14 protein-coding genes and 1 pseudogene are annotated in these 14,210 nt (G+C 69.8%); 8 read left to right on the top strand and 7 right to left on the bottom strand.

Annotated elements, in window-relative coordinates; translation table 11 throughout:
- Positions 1 to 60: 60 nt before the first annotated feature.
- The 3 genes from DFR72_RS23150 to DFR72_RS23140 form a co-directional block, all read right to left on the bottom strand.
- Complete coding sequence (locus DFR72_RS23150; RefSeq protein ID WP_090064830.1) at positions 61 to 2,262, bottom strand: heavy metal translocating P-type ATPase; 2,202 nt, start codon at positions 2,260 to 2,262, stop codon at positions 61 to 63.
- Positions 2,252 to 3,106, bottom strand: a complete 855-nt coding sequence (locus DFR72_RS23145; RefSeq protein ID WP_090064829.1) for a COG1361 family protein — start codon at positions 3,104 to 3,106, stop codon at positions 2,252 to 2,254. The genes DFR72_RS23150 and DFR72_RS23145 overlap by 11 nt, the downstream gene beginning before the upstream one ends.
- Before the next feature lie 76 nt (positions 3,107 to 3,182).
- Positions 3,183 to 3,464: a metal-sensitive transcriptional regulator gene (locus DFR72_RS23140; protein WP_090064828.1), complete on the bottom strand. Its 282-nt coding sequence runs from the start codon at positions 3,462 to 3,464 to the stop codon at positions 3,183 to 3,185.
- Between the two features lie 534 nt (positions 3,465 to 3,998).
- Here DFR72_RS23140 and DFR72_RS23135 point away from each other — a divergent pair.
- Positions 3,999 to 4,601 carry a P-loop nucleotide/nucleoside kinase family protein gene (locus DFR72_RS23135; RefSeq protein WP_090064827.1) on the top strand — a complete coding sequence of 201 codons (603 nt, stop codon included), beginning with the start codon at positions 3,999 to 4,001 and terminating at the stop codon, positions 4,599 to 4,601.
- Here the strand turns inward: DFR72_RS23135 and DFR72_RS23130 are convergent.
- Positions 4,598 to 6,379, bottom strand: coding sequence for an FAD-binding dehydrogenase (locus DFR72_RS23130; RefSeq protein WP_090064826.1), 1,782 nt, complete (start codon positions 6,377 to 6,379; stop codon positions 4,598 to 4,600). The two genes, DFR72_RS23135 and DFR72_RS23130, sit on opposite strands and share 4 nt — an antisense overlap.
- A 162-nt stretch (positions 6,380 to 6,541) precedes the next feature.
- On the opposite strand from DFR72_RS23130, the gene DFR72_RS23125 reads away from it, so the two are divergent.
- The gene (locus DFR72_RS23125) at positions 6,542 to 7,672 is read left to right on the top strand and encodes a PucR family transcriptional regulator (protein WP_090064825.1); all 1,131 of its coding nucleotides are present in this window, start codon (positions 6,542 to 6,544) and stop codon (positions 7,670 to 7,672) included.
- Positions 7,673 to 7,695: 23 nt separating this feature from the next.
- On the opposite strand, the pseudogene DFR72_RS47060 reads toward DFR72_RS23125, so the two are convergent.
- Positions 7,696 to 8,007, bottom strand: a pseudogene (locus DFR72_RS47060) (ribonuclease domain-containing protein); the annotation flags it as partial.
- A gap of 453 nt (positions 8,008 to 8,460) precedes the next feature.
- Here DFR72_RS47060 and DFR72_RS23115 point away from each other — a divergent pair.
- The gene (locus DFR72_RS23115; RefSeq protein ID WP_170176359.1) at positions 8,461 to 9,138 is read left to right on the top strand and encodes a cellulose binding domain-containing protein; all 678 of its coding nucleotides are present in this window, start codon (positions 8,461 to 8,463) and stop codon (positions 9,136 to 9,138) included.
- Here DFR72_RS23115 and DFR72_RS23110 read toward each other — a convergent pair.
- Together DFR72_RS23110 and DFR72_RS23105 are read right to left on the bottom strand one after the other, a co-directional pair.
- Complete coding sequence (locus DFR72_RS23110) at positions 9,135 to 9,947, bottom strand: alpha/beta fold hydrolase (RefSeq protein ID WP_090064823.1); 813 nt, start codon at positions 9,945 to 9,947, stop codon at positions 9,135 to 9,137. The genes DFR72_RS23115 and DFR72_RS23110 overlap by 4 nt on opposite strands.
- 69 nt (positions 9,948 to 10,016) lie before the next feature.
- Complete coding sequence (locus tag DFR72_RS23105; RefSeq protein WP_090064822.1) at positions 10,017 to 10,589, bottom strand: TetR/AcrR family transcriptional regulator; 573 nt, start codon at positions 10,587 to 10,589, stop codon at positions 10,017 to 10,019.
- A gap of 109 nt (positions 10,590 to 10,698) precedes the next feature.
- On the opposite strand from DFR72_RS23105, the gene pcaH reads away from it, so the two are divergent.
- The 5 genes from pcaH to DFR72_RS23080 are packed head-to-tail and all read left to right on the top strand — an operon-like array spanning position 10,699 to position 14,188.
- Positions 10,699 to 11,436, top strand: coding sequence for a protocatechuate 3,4-dioxygenase subunit beta (gene pcaH / locus DFR72_RS23100; protein WP_090064821.1), 738 nt, complete (start codon positions 10,699 to 10,701; stop codon positions 11,434 to 11,436).
- Positions 11,429 to 11,923, top strand: a complete 495-nt coding sequence (locus DFR72_RS23095) for a dioxygenase family protein (protein WP_090064820.1) — start codon at positions 11,429 to 11,431, stop codon at positions 11,921 to 11,923. The genes pcaH and DFR72_RS23095 overlap by 8 nt, the downstream gene beginning before the upstream one ends.
- Positions 11,920 to 13,098: a lyase family protein gene (locus DFR72_RS23090; protein ID WP_245983382.1), complete on the top strand. Its 1,179-nt coding sequence runs from the start codon at positions 11,920 to 11,922 to the stop codon at positions 13,096 to 13,098. The genes DFR72_RS23095 and DFR72_RS23090 overlap by 4 nt, the downstream gene beginning before the upstream one ends.
- Entirely contained in the window at positions 13,095 to 13,850 is a 756-nt protein-coding gene (locus DFR72_RS23085; RefSeq protein WP_090064819.1) for an alpha/beta fold hydrolase, read from the top strand. The genes DFR72_RS23090 and DFR72_RS23085 overlap by 4 nt, the downstream gene beginning before the upstream one ends.
- On the top strand, positions 13,847 to 14,188 hold the full coding sequence (locus tag DFR72_RS23080; protein WP_245983429.1) for a carboxymuconolactone decarboxylase family protein: 342 nt from the start codon (positions 13,847 to 13,849) through the stop codon (positions 14,186 to 14,188). The genes DFR72_RS23085 and DFR72_RS23080 overlap by 4 nt, the downstream gene beginning before the upstream one ends.
- Positions 14,189 to 14,210: the final 22 nt, after the last annotated feature.

The following is a 14,210-nucleotide window of genomic DNA, read 5'->3' as shown; positions in this document are numbered from 1 at the left end:
ACCGCTCCTCCTGTCCGGAACTGATGTGCCGAGGCTACGAAACCGCCCGTGAGGGTCCTGTCAGCGGAAGGCGCGCAACCGCAGGCTGTTGCTCACCACGAACACCGACGAGAACGCCATGGCCGCGCCCGCGATCATCGGGTTGAGCAGGCCCAGCGCCGCCAGCGGCAGTGCGGCGACGTTGTAGGCGAACGCCCAGAACAGGTTGCCCTTGATCGTGCTGAGCGTGCGCCGCGCCAGCCTGATCGCGTCGACGGCGGCCCGCAGGTCACCGCGCACCAGCGTGAGGTCGCTGGCCTCGATCGCGACGTCCGTACCGGTGCCCATGGCCAGACCCAGATCGGCTTGGGCGAGCGCGGCGGCGTCGTTCACGCCGTCGCCGACCATCGCCACGACGCGTCCCTCGTCCTGCAGGCGCTTCACGACGTCGACCTTGTCGGCCGGCAGCACCTCGGCGATGACCTCGTCGATGCCGACCTCGGCCGCCACCGCCTCCGCCGCGGCCCTGTTGTCGCCGGTCAGCAGCACCGGACGCAGCCCGAGCTTCCGGAGGCCCGCGATGGCCTCCTTCGACGTGGGCTTCACCGTGTCCGCGACGACCAGCACGCCCCGGGCCTTGCCGTCCCACGCGACCAGCACCGCCGTGCGCCCCTGCCGTTCCGCCGCCTCCCGGGCCTCGGTGAGACGGGGGTCGAGCTCGACGCTCCAGTCGCTGAGCAGGCGTTCCCGGCCGACGAGCACCGCGTGGGCGTTCACCACGCCCTGAACGCCGAGACCCTCGACGTTCTGGAAGTCCTCGACGGCGGGCACGTCGCCCGCGGCTTGGACGATCGCCCTGGCGATCGGGTGCTCGGATCCGTTCTCCAATGCCCCGGCGAGTTTCAGTACCTCGGCCTCGTCCTCACCCTCGGCGGTGTGAACGCTCACCAGGCTCATCCGGCCCGTCGTCACCGTGCCGGTCTTGTCGAGCACCACGGTGTCGACGCGGCGGGTGGACTCCAGCACCTCCGGCCCCTTGATCAGGATGCCGAGCTGCGCACCCCGGCCGGTGCCGACGAGCAGTGCCGTCGGCGTCGCCAGGCCCAGCGCGCACGGGCAGGCGATGATCAGCACCGCGACCGCGGCCGTGAACGCCGCTCCCACGCCGCCGCCGGTGCCGAGCCAGAACCCGAGCGTGCCCACGGCGAGTGCGATGACGATCGGCACGAACACGGCCGAGATCCGGTCCGCGAGGCGCTGCACCTCGGCCTTGCCGTTCTGCGCCTCCTCGACCAGCCGGGCCATCTGCGCGAGCTGCGTGTCCGACCCGATCCGCGTGGCGCGCACGACGAGCCGCCCGCCGGCGTTGACCGTCGCGCCGGCCACCGCGTCGCCGGGCCGCACCTCCACCGGCACCGACTCACCTGTGAGCATGCTCGCGTCGACCGCCGAGGTGCCTTCCTCGACGACGCCGTCCGTGGCGATCTTCTCGCCGGGCCGGACGACGAACCGGTGGCCGGCCTCGAGCTCGTCCGTCGGGACGCGGACCTCGCGGCCGTCCTTCAGGACCGCGACCTCCTTGGCGCCGAGTTCGAGCAGCGCCTGCAACGCCGCCCCGGCCCGGCGCTTCGACCGCGCCTCGAAGTAGCGCCCGGCCAGGATGAACGTCGTGACGCCCGCCGCGACCTCGAGGTAGATGTTGCCGGTCCCGGCCATCCGCTCGATGGTGAACGTGAACCCGTGCGTCATGCCGGGCGTGCCCGCCGTGCCGAGGAACAGCGCGTAGAGCGACCACAGGAACGCCGACCCCACGCCGATCGAGATCAGCGTGTCCATCGTGGCGGCGCCGTGCCTGAGGTTCGTCCACGCCGCCTTGTGGAACGGCCACGCGGCATACGTGACGACCGGCGCGGCGAGGGCCAGCGACAGCCACTGCCAGTACGTGAACTGCAGGGCCGGGACCATGGCGAGCACGATCACCGGCACCGACAGCACGGCCGACGTGATCAGCCGCTCGCGCAACGTCCTCACCGGGTCGGCCGGTTCCGCGGCCGGGTTCTCGGCCTGGGTGGCGGGGAGTTCGGCGGTGTAGCCGGTGTCCTCGACCACCTTCACCAGGTCGGCGGGCGTGAGTTCGCCCGCGTAGCTGATCCGGGCCTTCTCGGTCGCGTAGTTCACCGACGCCTCGACGCCGTCCAGCTTGTTGAGCTTGCGCTCGATCCGGGCCGCGCAGGAAGCGCAGGTCATGCCGCCGATCGAGATCTCGATGGTGTCAGTGGCCATGACCGCCCTCCTCGTGCGTCGTGAGCGTGAACTCCGCGGTGCGGACCTGGTCCTCGTGCTGGAAGTCCAGGAACAGCCGGTACCTGCCGGCCGTCGGGACCTCGACCGCGAACTTCACCTGGTCGCTGTCTTCCGGGTGGACGTGCAGGTACGCCAGGTCGGACGCGCGCAGCGCGACCAGGTGTCCCTTGGCGCCCAGGTAGTTCTGCAGATCCGTCACCGGCTCGCCGTTCTTGCTGATCTCCAGGGTGACGGTCGACGCCTTGCCTGGGGTGAGCTCACCCGCGAGGGATACCTCGTAGCCATCTGCGGTGAACGTGCGGCTGTCGGCGTAGGTCTTCGGGCGGTAGTCGCCTGGTGTGTGGACGTCTGCGCCGAGAGTGGTCTTAGGGCCGCCCTCCGGTGTGAAGTCGGCGAACACCCGGTAGCTGCCTGCCTCGGGGAGGCTCAACGGGATCGACCACGTGCCGTCCGATGCCATTTCTGGGTGGACGTGCTGGAAGTTCGAGCCGTCGCGGCGGACTACGACCAGGTGCAGGCGCTTCTCGTGTTCCACCTCGAACTTCGTCACCGGCTGGCCGTCCGGGCCTTCGACGTGGAAGGCCAGCGACTTGTTCTCGGTCAGGCGCAGGGTGTAGCCGTTGTCCGAAACGGACAGTCCTGGTGGGATTTCGGCCTGGGTTGTCTCGTGGCCGCCGTGTGTGGGTTCCTCTGCGTGCGTGGTTTTTTCGCTGTGGGCCGCGGGTGGTTCCGGTGGTCCTGCTGCGGCTCCTGCCGCCCAGGTCGCGCCGAACACCACTGCCAGCGTCGCGGTGTAGAGCGCGACCTTGTATCCGGTCTTCACTGGTCAGCCCGCCAGTTCGCAGCCGGTGGCGGTGTGGGCCGAGTCGGTCATGGTCGTACTCCTCGCAGGTCGCGGGTCAGGAGCGGACCAGGCGGGCGATGGCGTCGCTTGCCTCCGCGATTTTCGCGTCGGCTTCTGTGCCGCCCTCGGTCATGGCCTGGCTCACGCAGTGCTTGAGGTGCTCGTCGAGCAACCCCAGTGAGACCGCCTGCAACGCCCTGGTGGCCGCGGAGATCTGGGTGAGCACGTCTATGCAGTACTCGTCCTGGTCGATCATCCGCTGCAAGCCGCGGACCTGGCCTTCGATTCTGCGTAGGCGGCGCAGGTGGGCGTCTTTCGTGTTGGCGTAGCCGTGCATGTCTCGCTCCGTTTCCTGCCATCGCTCGGCCGGGTGGTCATCCCGGGGGTGCGGTGGGCTTGGTGCCATTTATACCCTAGGGGGGTATGGGTATGTCAAAGGTCGCCTTTGCCTGTCGCGACCGGGTGGGTGGTCACCTTGCGGGCGGCCTGGGTGCGTTGCGTGCTTTCCCTGGGGCTCTGCCCCAGACCCCGGCAATCTGATCAGGGGGCCACGCCACGGGCGGGTTGATGGCACGCCTGTTGCGTTGGGCGGCCGCCGGTTGGTTAGAGAGTGCGTTGGCGGTGGGTCCCATCACGAGCCGAGCCAAGAGCGGGCCACATGCAGGTAGGGGTGTCAAGCGGACGAAAAGCGTGTCCGCTTGACACCCCTACCTGCATGCAGCGAGAGCTATGGCGCGACTCGTGATGGGACCCACCGCCCAGCCCGTGTGGAAGGACGGCTCGCCTTCGGCATCGCGGGTGGGCTGTGTGCTTGCGTTGCCCTTGTAGCGAACAGTGATCGTCTGTGTCTGCGTTGGTGTTTAGGTGGGGTATGACTGATCTCTACCTGGGGCTGGCGCCCGGTGCCGAGCGTCCGGTGGTTGTGCTGGTGGCTGGTGTTCCTGGTGCAGGTAAGAGCACGCTGGCCGAGGGGGTGGCCAGGCGGCTTCGCATGCCGATCTTCTCGATGGACTGGATGTTGGGGTCGCTGGTGCTCGCGCGTGCGGTCACTGACGAGAACGCTGCTGAGGTGGTCGATCTCCAGATGACTGCTGCGGTTGCGCGGCATGTCGCGTTGGGGATCGACGTCGTTGTGGATGCCACTGGGCACACTCGTGAGGAGCGGGGGCGGTGGCGTGCGCTTGCCGAGCGGCTTGGTGGGGTGTTCGTTGGCGTCGAGTGTGTTTGTTCTGACGCTGTGGTGCACCGGCAGCGGGTCGAGGGGCGTGACCGGGGGATTCCTGGTTGGCACGCAACGGTTCCGTGGTCGCATGTTGAGCGGATGCGTGGGCTTTGGGAGCCGTGGGAGGAGGACCACCTGGTGGTCGACTCGGCTGTGGGGAGCTCGGAGCTGTCGGTGTCGCTCGTGGTGGAGTTGGTGCGGGGTCTGCGGTCAACAGGGGAGACCGCAGACCCCGGGATCGTGGGGCGTTAGGCGCTTTCTGCTGCGGCTGCCCGGCCCGCTGCTCGGCCGGAGAACAGGCAGCCGCCCAGGAACGTGCCTTCCAGGGCTCGGTAGCCGTGTACGCCTCCGCCGCCGAAGCCTGCTACCTCGCCTGCTGCGTAGAGGCCGCGGATTGGCTGGGCGTTCGCGCCCAGTACGCGGCCCTGCAGGTCGGTTTGCAGACCGCCCAGGGTTTTGCGGGTCAGGATGTTCATCCTGATCGCGATCAGTGGGCCGGAGCCTGCGTCCAGGAGTTTGTGCAAGCCCGCCGTGCGGGCGAGGCTGTCGCCGCTGTAGGCCAGGGAGTTGCGGATGCCCATCACCTGGACGTCCTTGGAGAACGGGTTGTCCGTTTGCTGGTCCCGGATGGTGATCTGGCGGCGCAGGTCGTCCAGGTCGATCAGGTTCTGGCCGGTCAGGGCGTTCATGCCCGCCACCAGGTCCGGCAGGTTGTTCTTGATCACGAAGTCCACGCCCTTGTCCATGAACGCCTTCACCGGCGGTGGCGTGCTGTTCAGCAGGCGCATTGCCAGGTAGGCGATCAGGTTCTTGGCGGTGATCTCCGGGTTCTGCTCTGAGCCGGAGAGCACGAACTCCTTGTCGATGATCTTCTTGTTCAGGACGAACCACGAGTAGTCGTAGCCGGACTTGCCGATCAGTTCCAGGGTGCCGAGCGTGTCCAGTGACGGGATGCCCGGGTTGGGGAAGCGCTTGCCTCGGGCGTCCAGCCACAGGGACGACGGTGCCGCCAGCACGCGGATGCCGTGGTCCGGCCAGATCGGCGTGTGGTTGATCATGCCTTCGGTGTAGTGCCACATGCGGTCGCGGTTGACCAGGCGGCCGCCCGCCAGTTCGGTGATCGCCAGCATTCGGCCGTCCACGTGTGCCGGGACGCCGGTGACCAGGCGCTGTGGTGCCGGGCCCAGGCGGGCGGGCCAGTTGCGGCGCACCAGGTCCTTGTTGGCGCCGATGCCGCCGGAGGTGACCACGACCATCGGTGCGTACAGCTCGAAGTCGCCGATCTTCTTGCGGGAGCTGGGGGTGCCGCGCGCGGCGCTGCTGGCCTCCAGGACGCTGCCGCGCACGCCGGTGACGGCGCCGTTGCTCGTGATCAGGCCGTCTACCTGGTGGCGGAACTTGAAGGTGACCTTGCCGTCGCGGACCGCTTCGCGCGTCTTCTTCTCGAACGGTTCCATCACGCCCGGGCCGGTGCCCAGCGTCATGTGGAAGCGCGGCACCGAGTTGCCCGGGCCGTCCGCGAGCTGTCCGCCGCGTTCCGCCCAGCCGACGATCGGCACCCAGCGCACGCCGAGGCCGTAGAGCCAGTCGCGCTTCTCGCCGGCGGCGAAGTTCAGGTACGCCTCGGCCCACTTCGCGGCCCAGTAGTCCTCGCCCAGGGGGTCGTTCACGCCGCGGTCGAACCCGGCGGTGTTGAACCAGTCGGCGCGGGCCAGTTCCAGGGAGTCCTTGATGCCCGCGGTCCGCTGTTCCTGCGAGTTCACGAAGAAGAGGCCGCCCAGTGACCAGAAGGCCTGTCCGCCCAGGCTGGCCTCGGGTTCCTGGTCCAGCAGCAGCACCTTGCGGCCCGCCGCGGCCAGTTCCGAGGTCGCCACGAGGCCCGCCAGGCCGTGTCCGATGACGATGACGTCCGCGTCGACTCGCGGCGCCGCTCCGGCGACTGCCTGCCCCAGGGTCCCGCTCGCGGCGATCGCGCCTATCGCGCCGCTCGCGGCCAGCAGGTTGCGGCGGCTGATGTTCCGGTCTGACATCCCAGGGCCTTCCTCGTTGAAGGGTGGTGCCAACGCGAATTACTCTCGCGTAAAGCAACTAACCAGTAACCGGAGAGCGGGGGATAGGGTCCCGCCGCCAAACGGCGACGGCTGTGTTGTGGCCGTCACACAACGTGGTGTTTGGGAGACGACGTGCCGGGTATGTCCGCGATGGTCCGGCGGGTGCTCGACGCGGTCGCCGCCGACGACAAGGTCGTCGAACGGGTCGTCGACGCGGCCCGCGGCCACTCCCCGGAGGTCGCCCGGCTGCCCGCGGAGGAGAACCGCCGGCACATCGCGTTCCTGCTGTCCGAGGGGATCGCGCACCTCGAACGTGGCGGCTCGCCCGACGACGGCGACTTCTCCGCCGCGTTGTCGCTGGGGTCGGACCGCGCTGCCCAGGGCGTGTCGATGGCGGGACTGCTGCGCGGGGTGCACGCCGGGCGCACCGAGTTGATCAGGGCGAGCGTCGAGCTCGCGCGGTCGCTGGGGGTCGACGACGGCACGATCCTCGACTTCATGATCGACCTGGACCACTACGTCGGCGCGGTCGAGCGGCACATCATCAGCGGCTACCACACCGCCGAGCTGCAGCTGTCGCGCACGGCCCGCGACCTGAACGCCCAGGTGCTGCGGCGGTTGCTGGTGTCCGGTGAGTTCCCGGACGTCTCCGAACTCGCCCGCGCCGGCCTGCGTCCCGACGGGCGTTACCACTGCGTGGTCTCCGGGGTGACCGACCCGAGCCACGCCCGGACGCTGGAACAGCGGCTGCACGCGTTCGGCGGCGTGTACGGGCTGGTCGAGGGGCGGCTGGCGGGGCTCACGCACGTGGCGCCGTCGTGGTCGGACGATCTTCTGGTGGTGTCGCCCGCGACGGCGCTGAAGTCGTTGCGGGGCACCTACTCGATGTGCACGCGGGCGTTGGCGGCCGCAGGCGCCTCGCTGGGCGTGCGGCTGCTGACCGATCTCGCTGGTGAGACCGCTCTCGCGGCGTTCCCCGGGCTGGCGGACACGCTCGCCGACGCGTTGCTCGGCCAGCTGGACCCGAAGAGCACGTTCCACCACGAGATGGTGGTGACGGCCTTGTGCTACCTGGACAACGGCGGCCGGCTCAGCGCGACGGCCACCGCGCTGCACATCCACGCGAACACCGTGCGGTACCGGTTGGACCGGCTGGTGGAGCTGACCGGCGCCGACCTCGGTGAGAACCCGGATGCGGGACGTTCACACGTGCTGACCACGCTGCACACCTGGTGGGCGCTGCGGTCGTGGATCGACCGCAGCGCCGGGTGAAGCCCTCGGAGGCGGTAGAAGTTGGCGTAGTGGTCGGGGGAGAAGTAGACGGTGCCGGCGGTGCGGTCGACGATGATCCGGTACGCGTCCCGGGACGCGCCGCACGCACGCGGGTAGACGTCGAACTCCAGGTAGCTGTGGCCCGCGGGCAGCTGGCCCTCGCGGTTCTGGTGAACGCCACCGGCGTAGTTGCACTGGCTGCCCGACCAGTTGCTGACCCAGCCACGCGTGCTGGGGTAGCCCTTGCTCGACCAGGTCGAGTTGGCGGTGCGGGCCGCGGAACAGCGCGACTGCGTGCAGGAGTTGTAGACGGCGGCATCGGCCGCGGGTGCCACGGCCGTGGTCACGCCGAGGACGGACGCGACGACGGCGAGGGCGGCGAACAGGCGACGTGTCCGGTGCGGTTGCAGGGTGTGCACTTCAGACCTCCATCGGCAGGGAACGAGGTACGTCGTGATCCTTGCTGTTGATCACCACGAGCTGATGAACGGCAGGGAACCATCCGCGCAACTGTGGCCACCCCAAGCTCGCACATCCCGCGACCCCGCGCACGGCTCGAACCGTTCACGACTCTGAACGCCCGAGTTGATCAACTCCGAACAGCCGATTGCGGACGCGGCCTCCGGCGATAGATTTGTCCAATGGCAGCACGAAAGCACTTGTTGGTGCTGTTGACCTTGCTCGTGGCCGGGTGCACGGCCCCGCAGGACGGCAGGCCCTTCCCCGCACCCCGAGCCTCTTCCCCTGACACAGCAGCGAAAGAGCCGTCCACAAAGGTGCGCACCGTTGTGGACGGCCGTACCGTCGAACTGGCCGACGGCACCCGCGCCCGCATCTCTCTGCTGGCCGAACCGGCGCCGTGCGCCGCCCCCGCTGCTCTCGACTTCGCCACGAAGGCGTTGCTGGACAAAGAAGTCCGGGTGAGCAGCATCACCCCGGGCGAGATCTCGCTGGCGCTGCCGGACGGCACCGACTACGCGTTGCTGGCCGTCCAATACGGCTTCCTGCGCACCTCCGGCGTGGACGGTGGCCCGCTGGTCGAGGCGGAAAGCAAGGCGGAGAAGGCGAAACTCGGCCTGTGGGCCCAGGGCGGATGTCCCGCGCCGCCGCCCTCGTCGACCAGCGCCCCGGCTCCGCCGCCCGCGGCGCCGTGCATCGTGGTCTACCGGATCAACAACCAGTGGCCCGGTGCTTTCCAGGCCGACGTGACCATCCGCAACGTCAGCGGCGCGCTGGTGGAGGCCTGGACGGTCCGCTGGCGGTTCGCCGACGGAGAGACCGTGACGCAGCTGTGGAACGGCACGGTGTCCCAGTCCGGCGCCGATGTGAGCGTGACCAACGCCGGCTACAACGCGCTGATCGTCCGGGACGGCTCGGTGACGTTCGGCTTCAACGGTGCCGCCACCGGGCCGATCTCGGCGCCGAGCTCGTTCAGCGTCAACGGGACGGCTTGCACGACCGGTTAGTGCTGCTGCCACCACTCGGTCACGATGCGGGCGTACTCGTCCGCGTTCTCCTCCCACACGAAGTGCGCGGCGTCCACGACGTCCAGCCTGCTGTTCGGCAGCCGCTCGAGCAGGTACTCCATGTTGGAGACCGGCACGACCGTGTCACGCTTGCCGTTGATCAACTGGACGGGTGTGGTGATGCCCGGCAGCAGTTCGCTCAGCGTGAGCAGCTCTGCCGGGTAGGCGCGCACGTACGCCATCTGCTCGGCGAACCGCTGGCCCTGGTAGGCGGCGAGGTAGTCCTGCCGCACCACGTCGGGCAGCTCGTAGCCCTCGATGAAGTCCATGGCGACGTTCACCACGTCCTTGGGGCCCATCGCCCGGTACGGCGCGAGGTTCTCGTCGTGGACCCACTCGTGCAGTGGCGAGCCCAGGTCGGTCGGCGAGATCGAGCCGCCGCTGCCGATCACGATGCTGCGGAACCGGTCCGGCGCCTGGGCGGCGGCGAACAGGGCCGCGCTGGTGCCGATGTCGGGGCCGACGACGTGGGGCCGGTCGAGTTCGAACGCGTCGGCGACGCGCACGACGAACTCGCCCATCCGGCTGGGGGACAACAGGTCTTCGCGCAGCTCGGAGTGTCCGAAGCCGGGCAGGTCGACCGCGATCAGGTTCGCGTGCTCCGCGAGCTTCGCCCAGGTCTGGTCGAAGGCGTAGATGCTCTCGGGCCACGGGCTGAGCAGCAGAGCCGACGGCTTGCTGCCGGCGCTCACGGCGTAACGGATCGACAGACCGTCGATGGTGCGGAACCGGGGTTGGATGTCGCTCATGAATCCAATATGACCGGTCGTCTTAGAATCCGTCAAGGGGATCGGCGGACGGGTTTTGTCTGACCGGTCTCAGCGCAGGACGACCTCGAAGACGACCGTGAAGAAGGCGGCGAACGACGTCCCGTCCTTGGCGGCGCGTTCGCCGACGATGGCGCCCTCCCAGGAGTTGAGCAGGAACCTGGCCAGGGTCTCGGGGCTCTGGGTGGTCGTCACGGACCTGTCGTCCTGGGCCTCGCGGATCGTGGCGGCGATCGCGTTCGCCCAGTGGCCGAAGGCGGCTTCGACGCCGGCGCGGATCGCGGGGATGTGGTCGGCGGCCTCGGTGCTGAAGTTGCCGTAGACGCAGCCGCGTTCGTAGCCGAGGTCCACGATGTCCTGCGCGAGGGCCTCGAAGTGGTGACGCAGCCGGGCCAGCGGCGCGGTCTTCGGGGTCTGGAGCTCGTCGAGGTGCCGCGTCTGGCCGTAGCGGTCCATCACGACGAGAGCGAGTGCTTCCTTGCTCTCGAAATGGTTGTAGAACGACCCCTTGGGCACCTTGGCGCTGTCCGTGATCAGCTTGACGCCGCAGGCGTTGTAGCCGTGCTTGTGGAACTGCTCGAACGCGGCGTCGACGATCTGCTCTCGCACACTTGCCCTGGGCACACCACCAATATGAGCGGTCGTCTCGCAGGCGTCAAGTTAACGCGAACGTTTCCGTTCAGCGGAAAGGTTCGGTCGACTCCGATGCGGCGGTTGCCTAGCGTTCGTTCGCGTGACGACCAGCCAGCAGACGATCAGCGACGAGATCGCGAAGATCCAGGCCGACTCACCGGGAGGTGCGCCGCTGCTGGACTTCGCGCCGTACCGCAGCACGACGTTGCGCCACCCGACCAAGGACCCGCGGCCCGTCGACCCCGAGGGCGCCGAGCTGCTCGCGCCCGTCTTCGGTCACTCCGACGTCGCCGCGATCGAGGCCGACCTGACCGTGCAGGGCGGCGGCGAGCCGATCGGCGAACGCATCCGCGTGCAGGGCCGCGTGCTCGACGGTGACGGCCGTCCGGTGCGCCGCCAGCTCGTCGAGGTCTGGCAGGCCAACGCCGCCGGCCGCTACTCGCACCAGGGTGACCAGCACCCGGCGCCGCTGGACCCGAACTTCACCGGCGTCGGCCGCTGCCTCACCGACGACGACGGCTGGTACTCGTTCACCTCGATCAAGCCGGGCCCCTACCCGTGGCGCAACCACCACAACGCCTGGCGGCCCGCGCACATCCACTTCTCGTTGTTCGGCACCGACTTCACGCAGCGGCTGATCACGCAGATGTACTTCCCCGGCGACCAGCTGCTGGCGCTGGACCCGATCGCGCAGTCGATCACCGACCCCGCCGCCCTGGCGCGGCTGATCGCGTCGTACGACCACTCGCGGTCCGAGCACGAGTGGCTGCTCGGCTACCGCTGGGACATAGTGCTGACCGGCAGCCACGCGACCTACCTGGAGCCGTCCGATGACTGAAGCGACTCCCGGCCAGACCGTCGGCCCGTTCTTCCACCACGCGCTCGCGTTCCCCGGCGACTCCGAACTGGTGCCCTTCGGCTCGGCCGGATCCGTTGTGCTGCACGGCTACGTCCACGACGGCGCGGGTGATCCCGTGCCGGACGCGATGATCGAGATCCGCCAGGCCGACGCCTCCGGTGCCGTGCCGCGGGTCGGCGGGTCGCTGCGGCGGCGCGGTGCCGGCTTCACGGGCTGGGGCAGGTCCTGCACCGACGGCGCCGGGCACTACTGGTTCAGCACCGTCGAGCCGGGGCTGCCGTTCTTCGCGGTGACGGTGTTCGCCCGCGGGCTGCTCGACCGGCTGTTCACCCGCATCTACCTGCCCGGTGCCGAGGACGCGGTCGACGGGCTGGTCGCGTCGCGGGAGGCCGACGGGCGCCTCCGGTTCGACATCCACCTGCAGGGGCCGTCCGAGACGGTGTTCTTCAAGTTCCCGCGGACGTGATCGTGCTGCCTGGTTCCCATCGTGCCGCCGGCCTCGTCGACGACACCGCGCTCGTGCGGGCGATGCTGGAGGTGGAGGTCGCCTGGGCACGCGTGCTCGGGACGTCGCTCTCGCTCGGCGACTGGGTCCCGTCGCTGGACCCGGTCGAGGTGGAGGCCGCCGGCAACCCGGTGCTGCCACTGGTCAACGCCCTGCGGGCGCACGTCTCCTGCACCGTCCACACCGGACTCACCAGTCAGGACGTGCTTGACTCCGCGTTGATGCTGCTGGCGCGCGGGGCTCTGGAGCGGATGTCGGCGGACCTGGGCCGGGTCGCCGGTGCGCTGGCCGGGCTGGCGGACGAGCACCGGTCCAGCGTGATGGCGGGCCGGACGTTGACGCAGCACGCCGTGCCGATCACGTTCGGGCTCAAGGCCGCGCGGTGGCTGGTGGGCGTGCTCGACGCCGTGGACGAACTGGAGGCCGTGGCGCGCACCCTGCCCGTGCAGTGCGGGGGTGCGGCGGGGACGTTGTCGCGGGTGCCGGACCCGGTCGCGGCGGCATCGGCGTTCGCCGGCCACCTGGGGCTGGTGTGGCCGGGGATGCCCTGGCACACCTACCGCGCGCCGGTCACGCGGCTGGGCGACGCGGTGGTGCGTTGTTGTGACGCGCTCGGCGTGATGGCGGCAGACCTGCTGACGCTGGGACGGCCGGAGATCGGCGAGGTCCGCGAGGGTGCGGTGGCCGGGCGGGGCGGGTCGTCGACCATGCCGCACAAGCGGAACCCGGTGCTGTCGGTGCTCGTGAACAGCGCGGCCCTGCGGGCACCCGGACTCGGTGCGCAACTGCACCTGTGCGCGGCGCGGGCGGTGGACGAGCGGCCGGACGGGGCCTGGCACGCGGAGTGGCCGGCGTTGCGGGCGTTGCTGGAGCTGGCGGTGGTGGCGGCGTCGCAGGCCGCGGAACTGGCCGAGGGCCTTGAGGTGCACGCGGACGTGATGGCGCGCCGGGCCGCCGAGGCTGCCCCGGAACTGCTGGCGGAGCGGGGCGGCGGCACCGATCCGGCCTCCTACCTCGGGGCGGCCGAGGCGTTCGTGGACGAGGCGCTGAGTCGGAATCGATCCCGACTGGACCCCCTCCGGGGGGACGCGGAGGCCCCCACTCCCATCGTCTCAGAGAGGTCCGACAGAAAATGACGACCGAGCTGAGCCTGACGCGGCTGGCGGGGGTCGAGGGTGCCGGGCAGGTGCTGGTGGCCGGGCCCTCGCTGGGCACGTCGGTGAGCCTGCTGTGGCGGGACTGCGCGAAGGCCCTCGGTGACGGCTTCGAGGTGATCGGGTGGGACCTGCCCGGGCACGGCAACGGTGCGCCGGCTGAGGAAGCCTTCACCGTGCCGGGCATCGCGGACGAGCTGGCGGAACGCGCCGAGGCCTTGGCCGGCGGGCGGCCGTGCGCGTATGCCGGGGTGTCGTTCGGCGGGGCCGTCGGGTTCGAGCTGGCGACGCGAGGCGAAGGGCCGTTCGAGGCCGTCGTGAGCATCGGGGCGGCGCCGCGGATCGGTGAACCGGAGATGTGGCGTGAGCGGGCCGCGCTCGTGCGGCGGGCCGGGACACCGGTGATGGTGGACGGGTCCGCGCGGCGCTGGTTCGCGCCGGGGTTCGTCGAGCGGGCGCCGCGGGTAGCCGGGGGATTGCTCACGGCGCTGGCGGAGACCGACAAGGAGTCGTATGCGCTGGCGTGTGAGGCGCTCGCGGTGTTCGAGGCCGGTGAGGCGGTCAGGCCCCTGCGGGTGCTGGTCGGGGAACACGACGTCGTGGTGTCGCCGGACGGGGCGGACGTGGTGCTCGCGGGATGTGGGCACCTGCCGCCCGCGGAGGACCCGGTGGCGGTGGCGCGGACGTTGGTCGAGCTGCTCAGGGAGATGCGGTGTCCTACGACGACGGCATGAAGGTTCGGCGTGAGGTGCTCGGGGACGCGCATGTGGACAGGGCGGCGCCGGACGAGTTCACTCGCGACTTCCAGGAGTTCATCACCAAGTACGCCTGGGGTGAGATTTGGACGCGACCCGGTCTCGACCGGCGGATGCGCAGCGCGATCACGCTCACGGCGTTGATCGCGCACGGGCACTGGGACGAGCTGAAGCTGCACGTCGCCGCGGCGGTGCGGAACGGGCTGAGCGAGGCGGAGATCGGCGAGGTGATCCTGCAGAGCGCGATCTACTGCGGGGTGCCCGCGGCGAACCACGCGTTCTCGGTGGCACGTCAGGTCCTGAAAGAGGGCGTGTGAACGTTCATCCGGTGGCGCCGTG

It is taken from the genome of Lentzea flaviverrucosa (assembly GCF_003350445.1).
GTDB classification, from domain to species: Bacteria; Actinomycetota; Actinomycetes; order Mycobacteriales; family Pseudonocardiaceae; genus Lentzea; species Lentzea californiensis.
The sequence above is the reverse complement of the archived record's forward strand: the minus strand, read 5'-3'. Positions and strand labels throughout refer to the sequence as shown.

What these genes read in the sequence shown, in the direction of transcription:
- DFR72_RS23130 (WP_090064826.1), bottom strand. Translation starts at nt 6,379, where the DNA reads ATGTCAGACCGGAACATCAGCCGCCGCAACCTGCTGGCCGCGAGCGGC.
- DFR72_RS23085 (WP_090064819.1), top strand. Translation starts at nt 13,095, where the DNA reads ATGACGACCGAGCTGAGCCTGACGCGGCTGGCGGGGGTCGAGGGTGCC.
- DFR72_RS23110 (WP_090064823.1), bottom strand. Translation starts at nt 9,947, where the DNA reads ATGAGCGACATCCAACCCCGGTTCCGCACCATCGACGGTCTGTCGATC.
- DFR72_RS23080 (WP_245983429.1), top strand. Translation starts at nt 13,847, where the DNA reads ATGAAGGTTCGGCGTGAGGTGCTCGGGGACGCGCATGTGGACAGGGCG.
- DFR72_RS23095 (WP_090064820.1), top strand. Translation starts at nt 11,429, where the DNA reads ATGACTGAAGCGACTCCCGGCCAGACCGTCGGCCCGTTCTTCCACCAC.
- DFR72_RS23140 (WP_090064828.1), bottom strand. Translation starts at nt 3,464, where the DNA reads ATGCACGGCTACGCCAACACGAAAGACGCCCACCTGCGCCGCCTACGC.
- DFR72_RS23135 (WP_090064827.1), top strand. Translation starts at nt 3,999, where the DNA reads ATGACTGATCTCTACCTGGGGCTGGCGCCCGGTGCCGAGCGTCCGGTG.
- DFR72_RS23125 (WP_090064825.1), top strand. Translation starts at nt 6,542, where the DNA reads ATGTCCGCGATGGTCCGGCGGGTGCTCGACGCGGTCGCCGCCGACGAC.
- DFR72_RS23150 (WP_090064830.1), bottom strand. Translation starts at nt 2,262, where the DNA reads ATGGCCACTGACACCATCGAGATCTCGATCGGCGGCATGACCTGCGCT.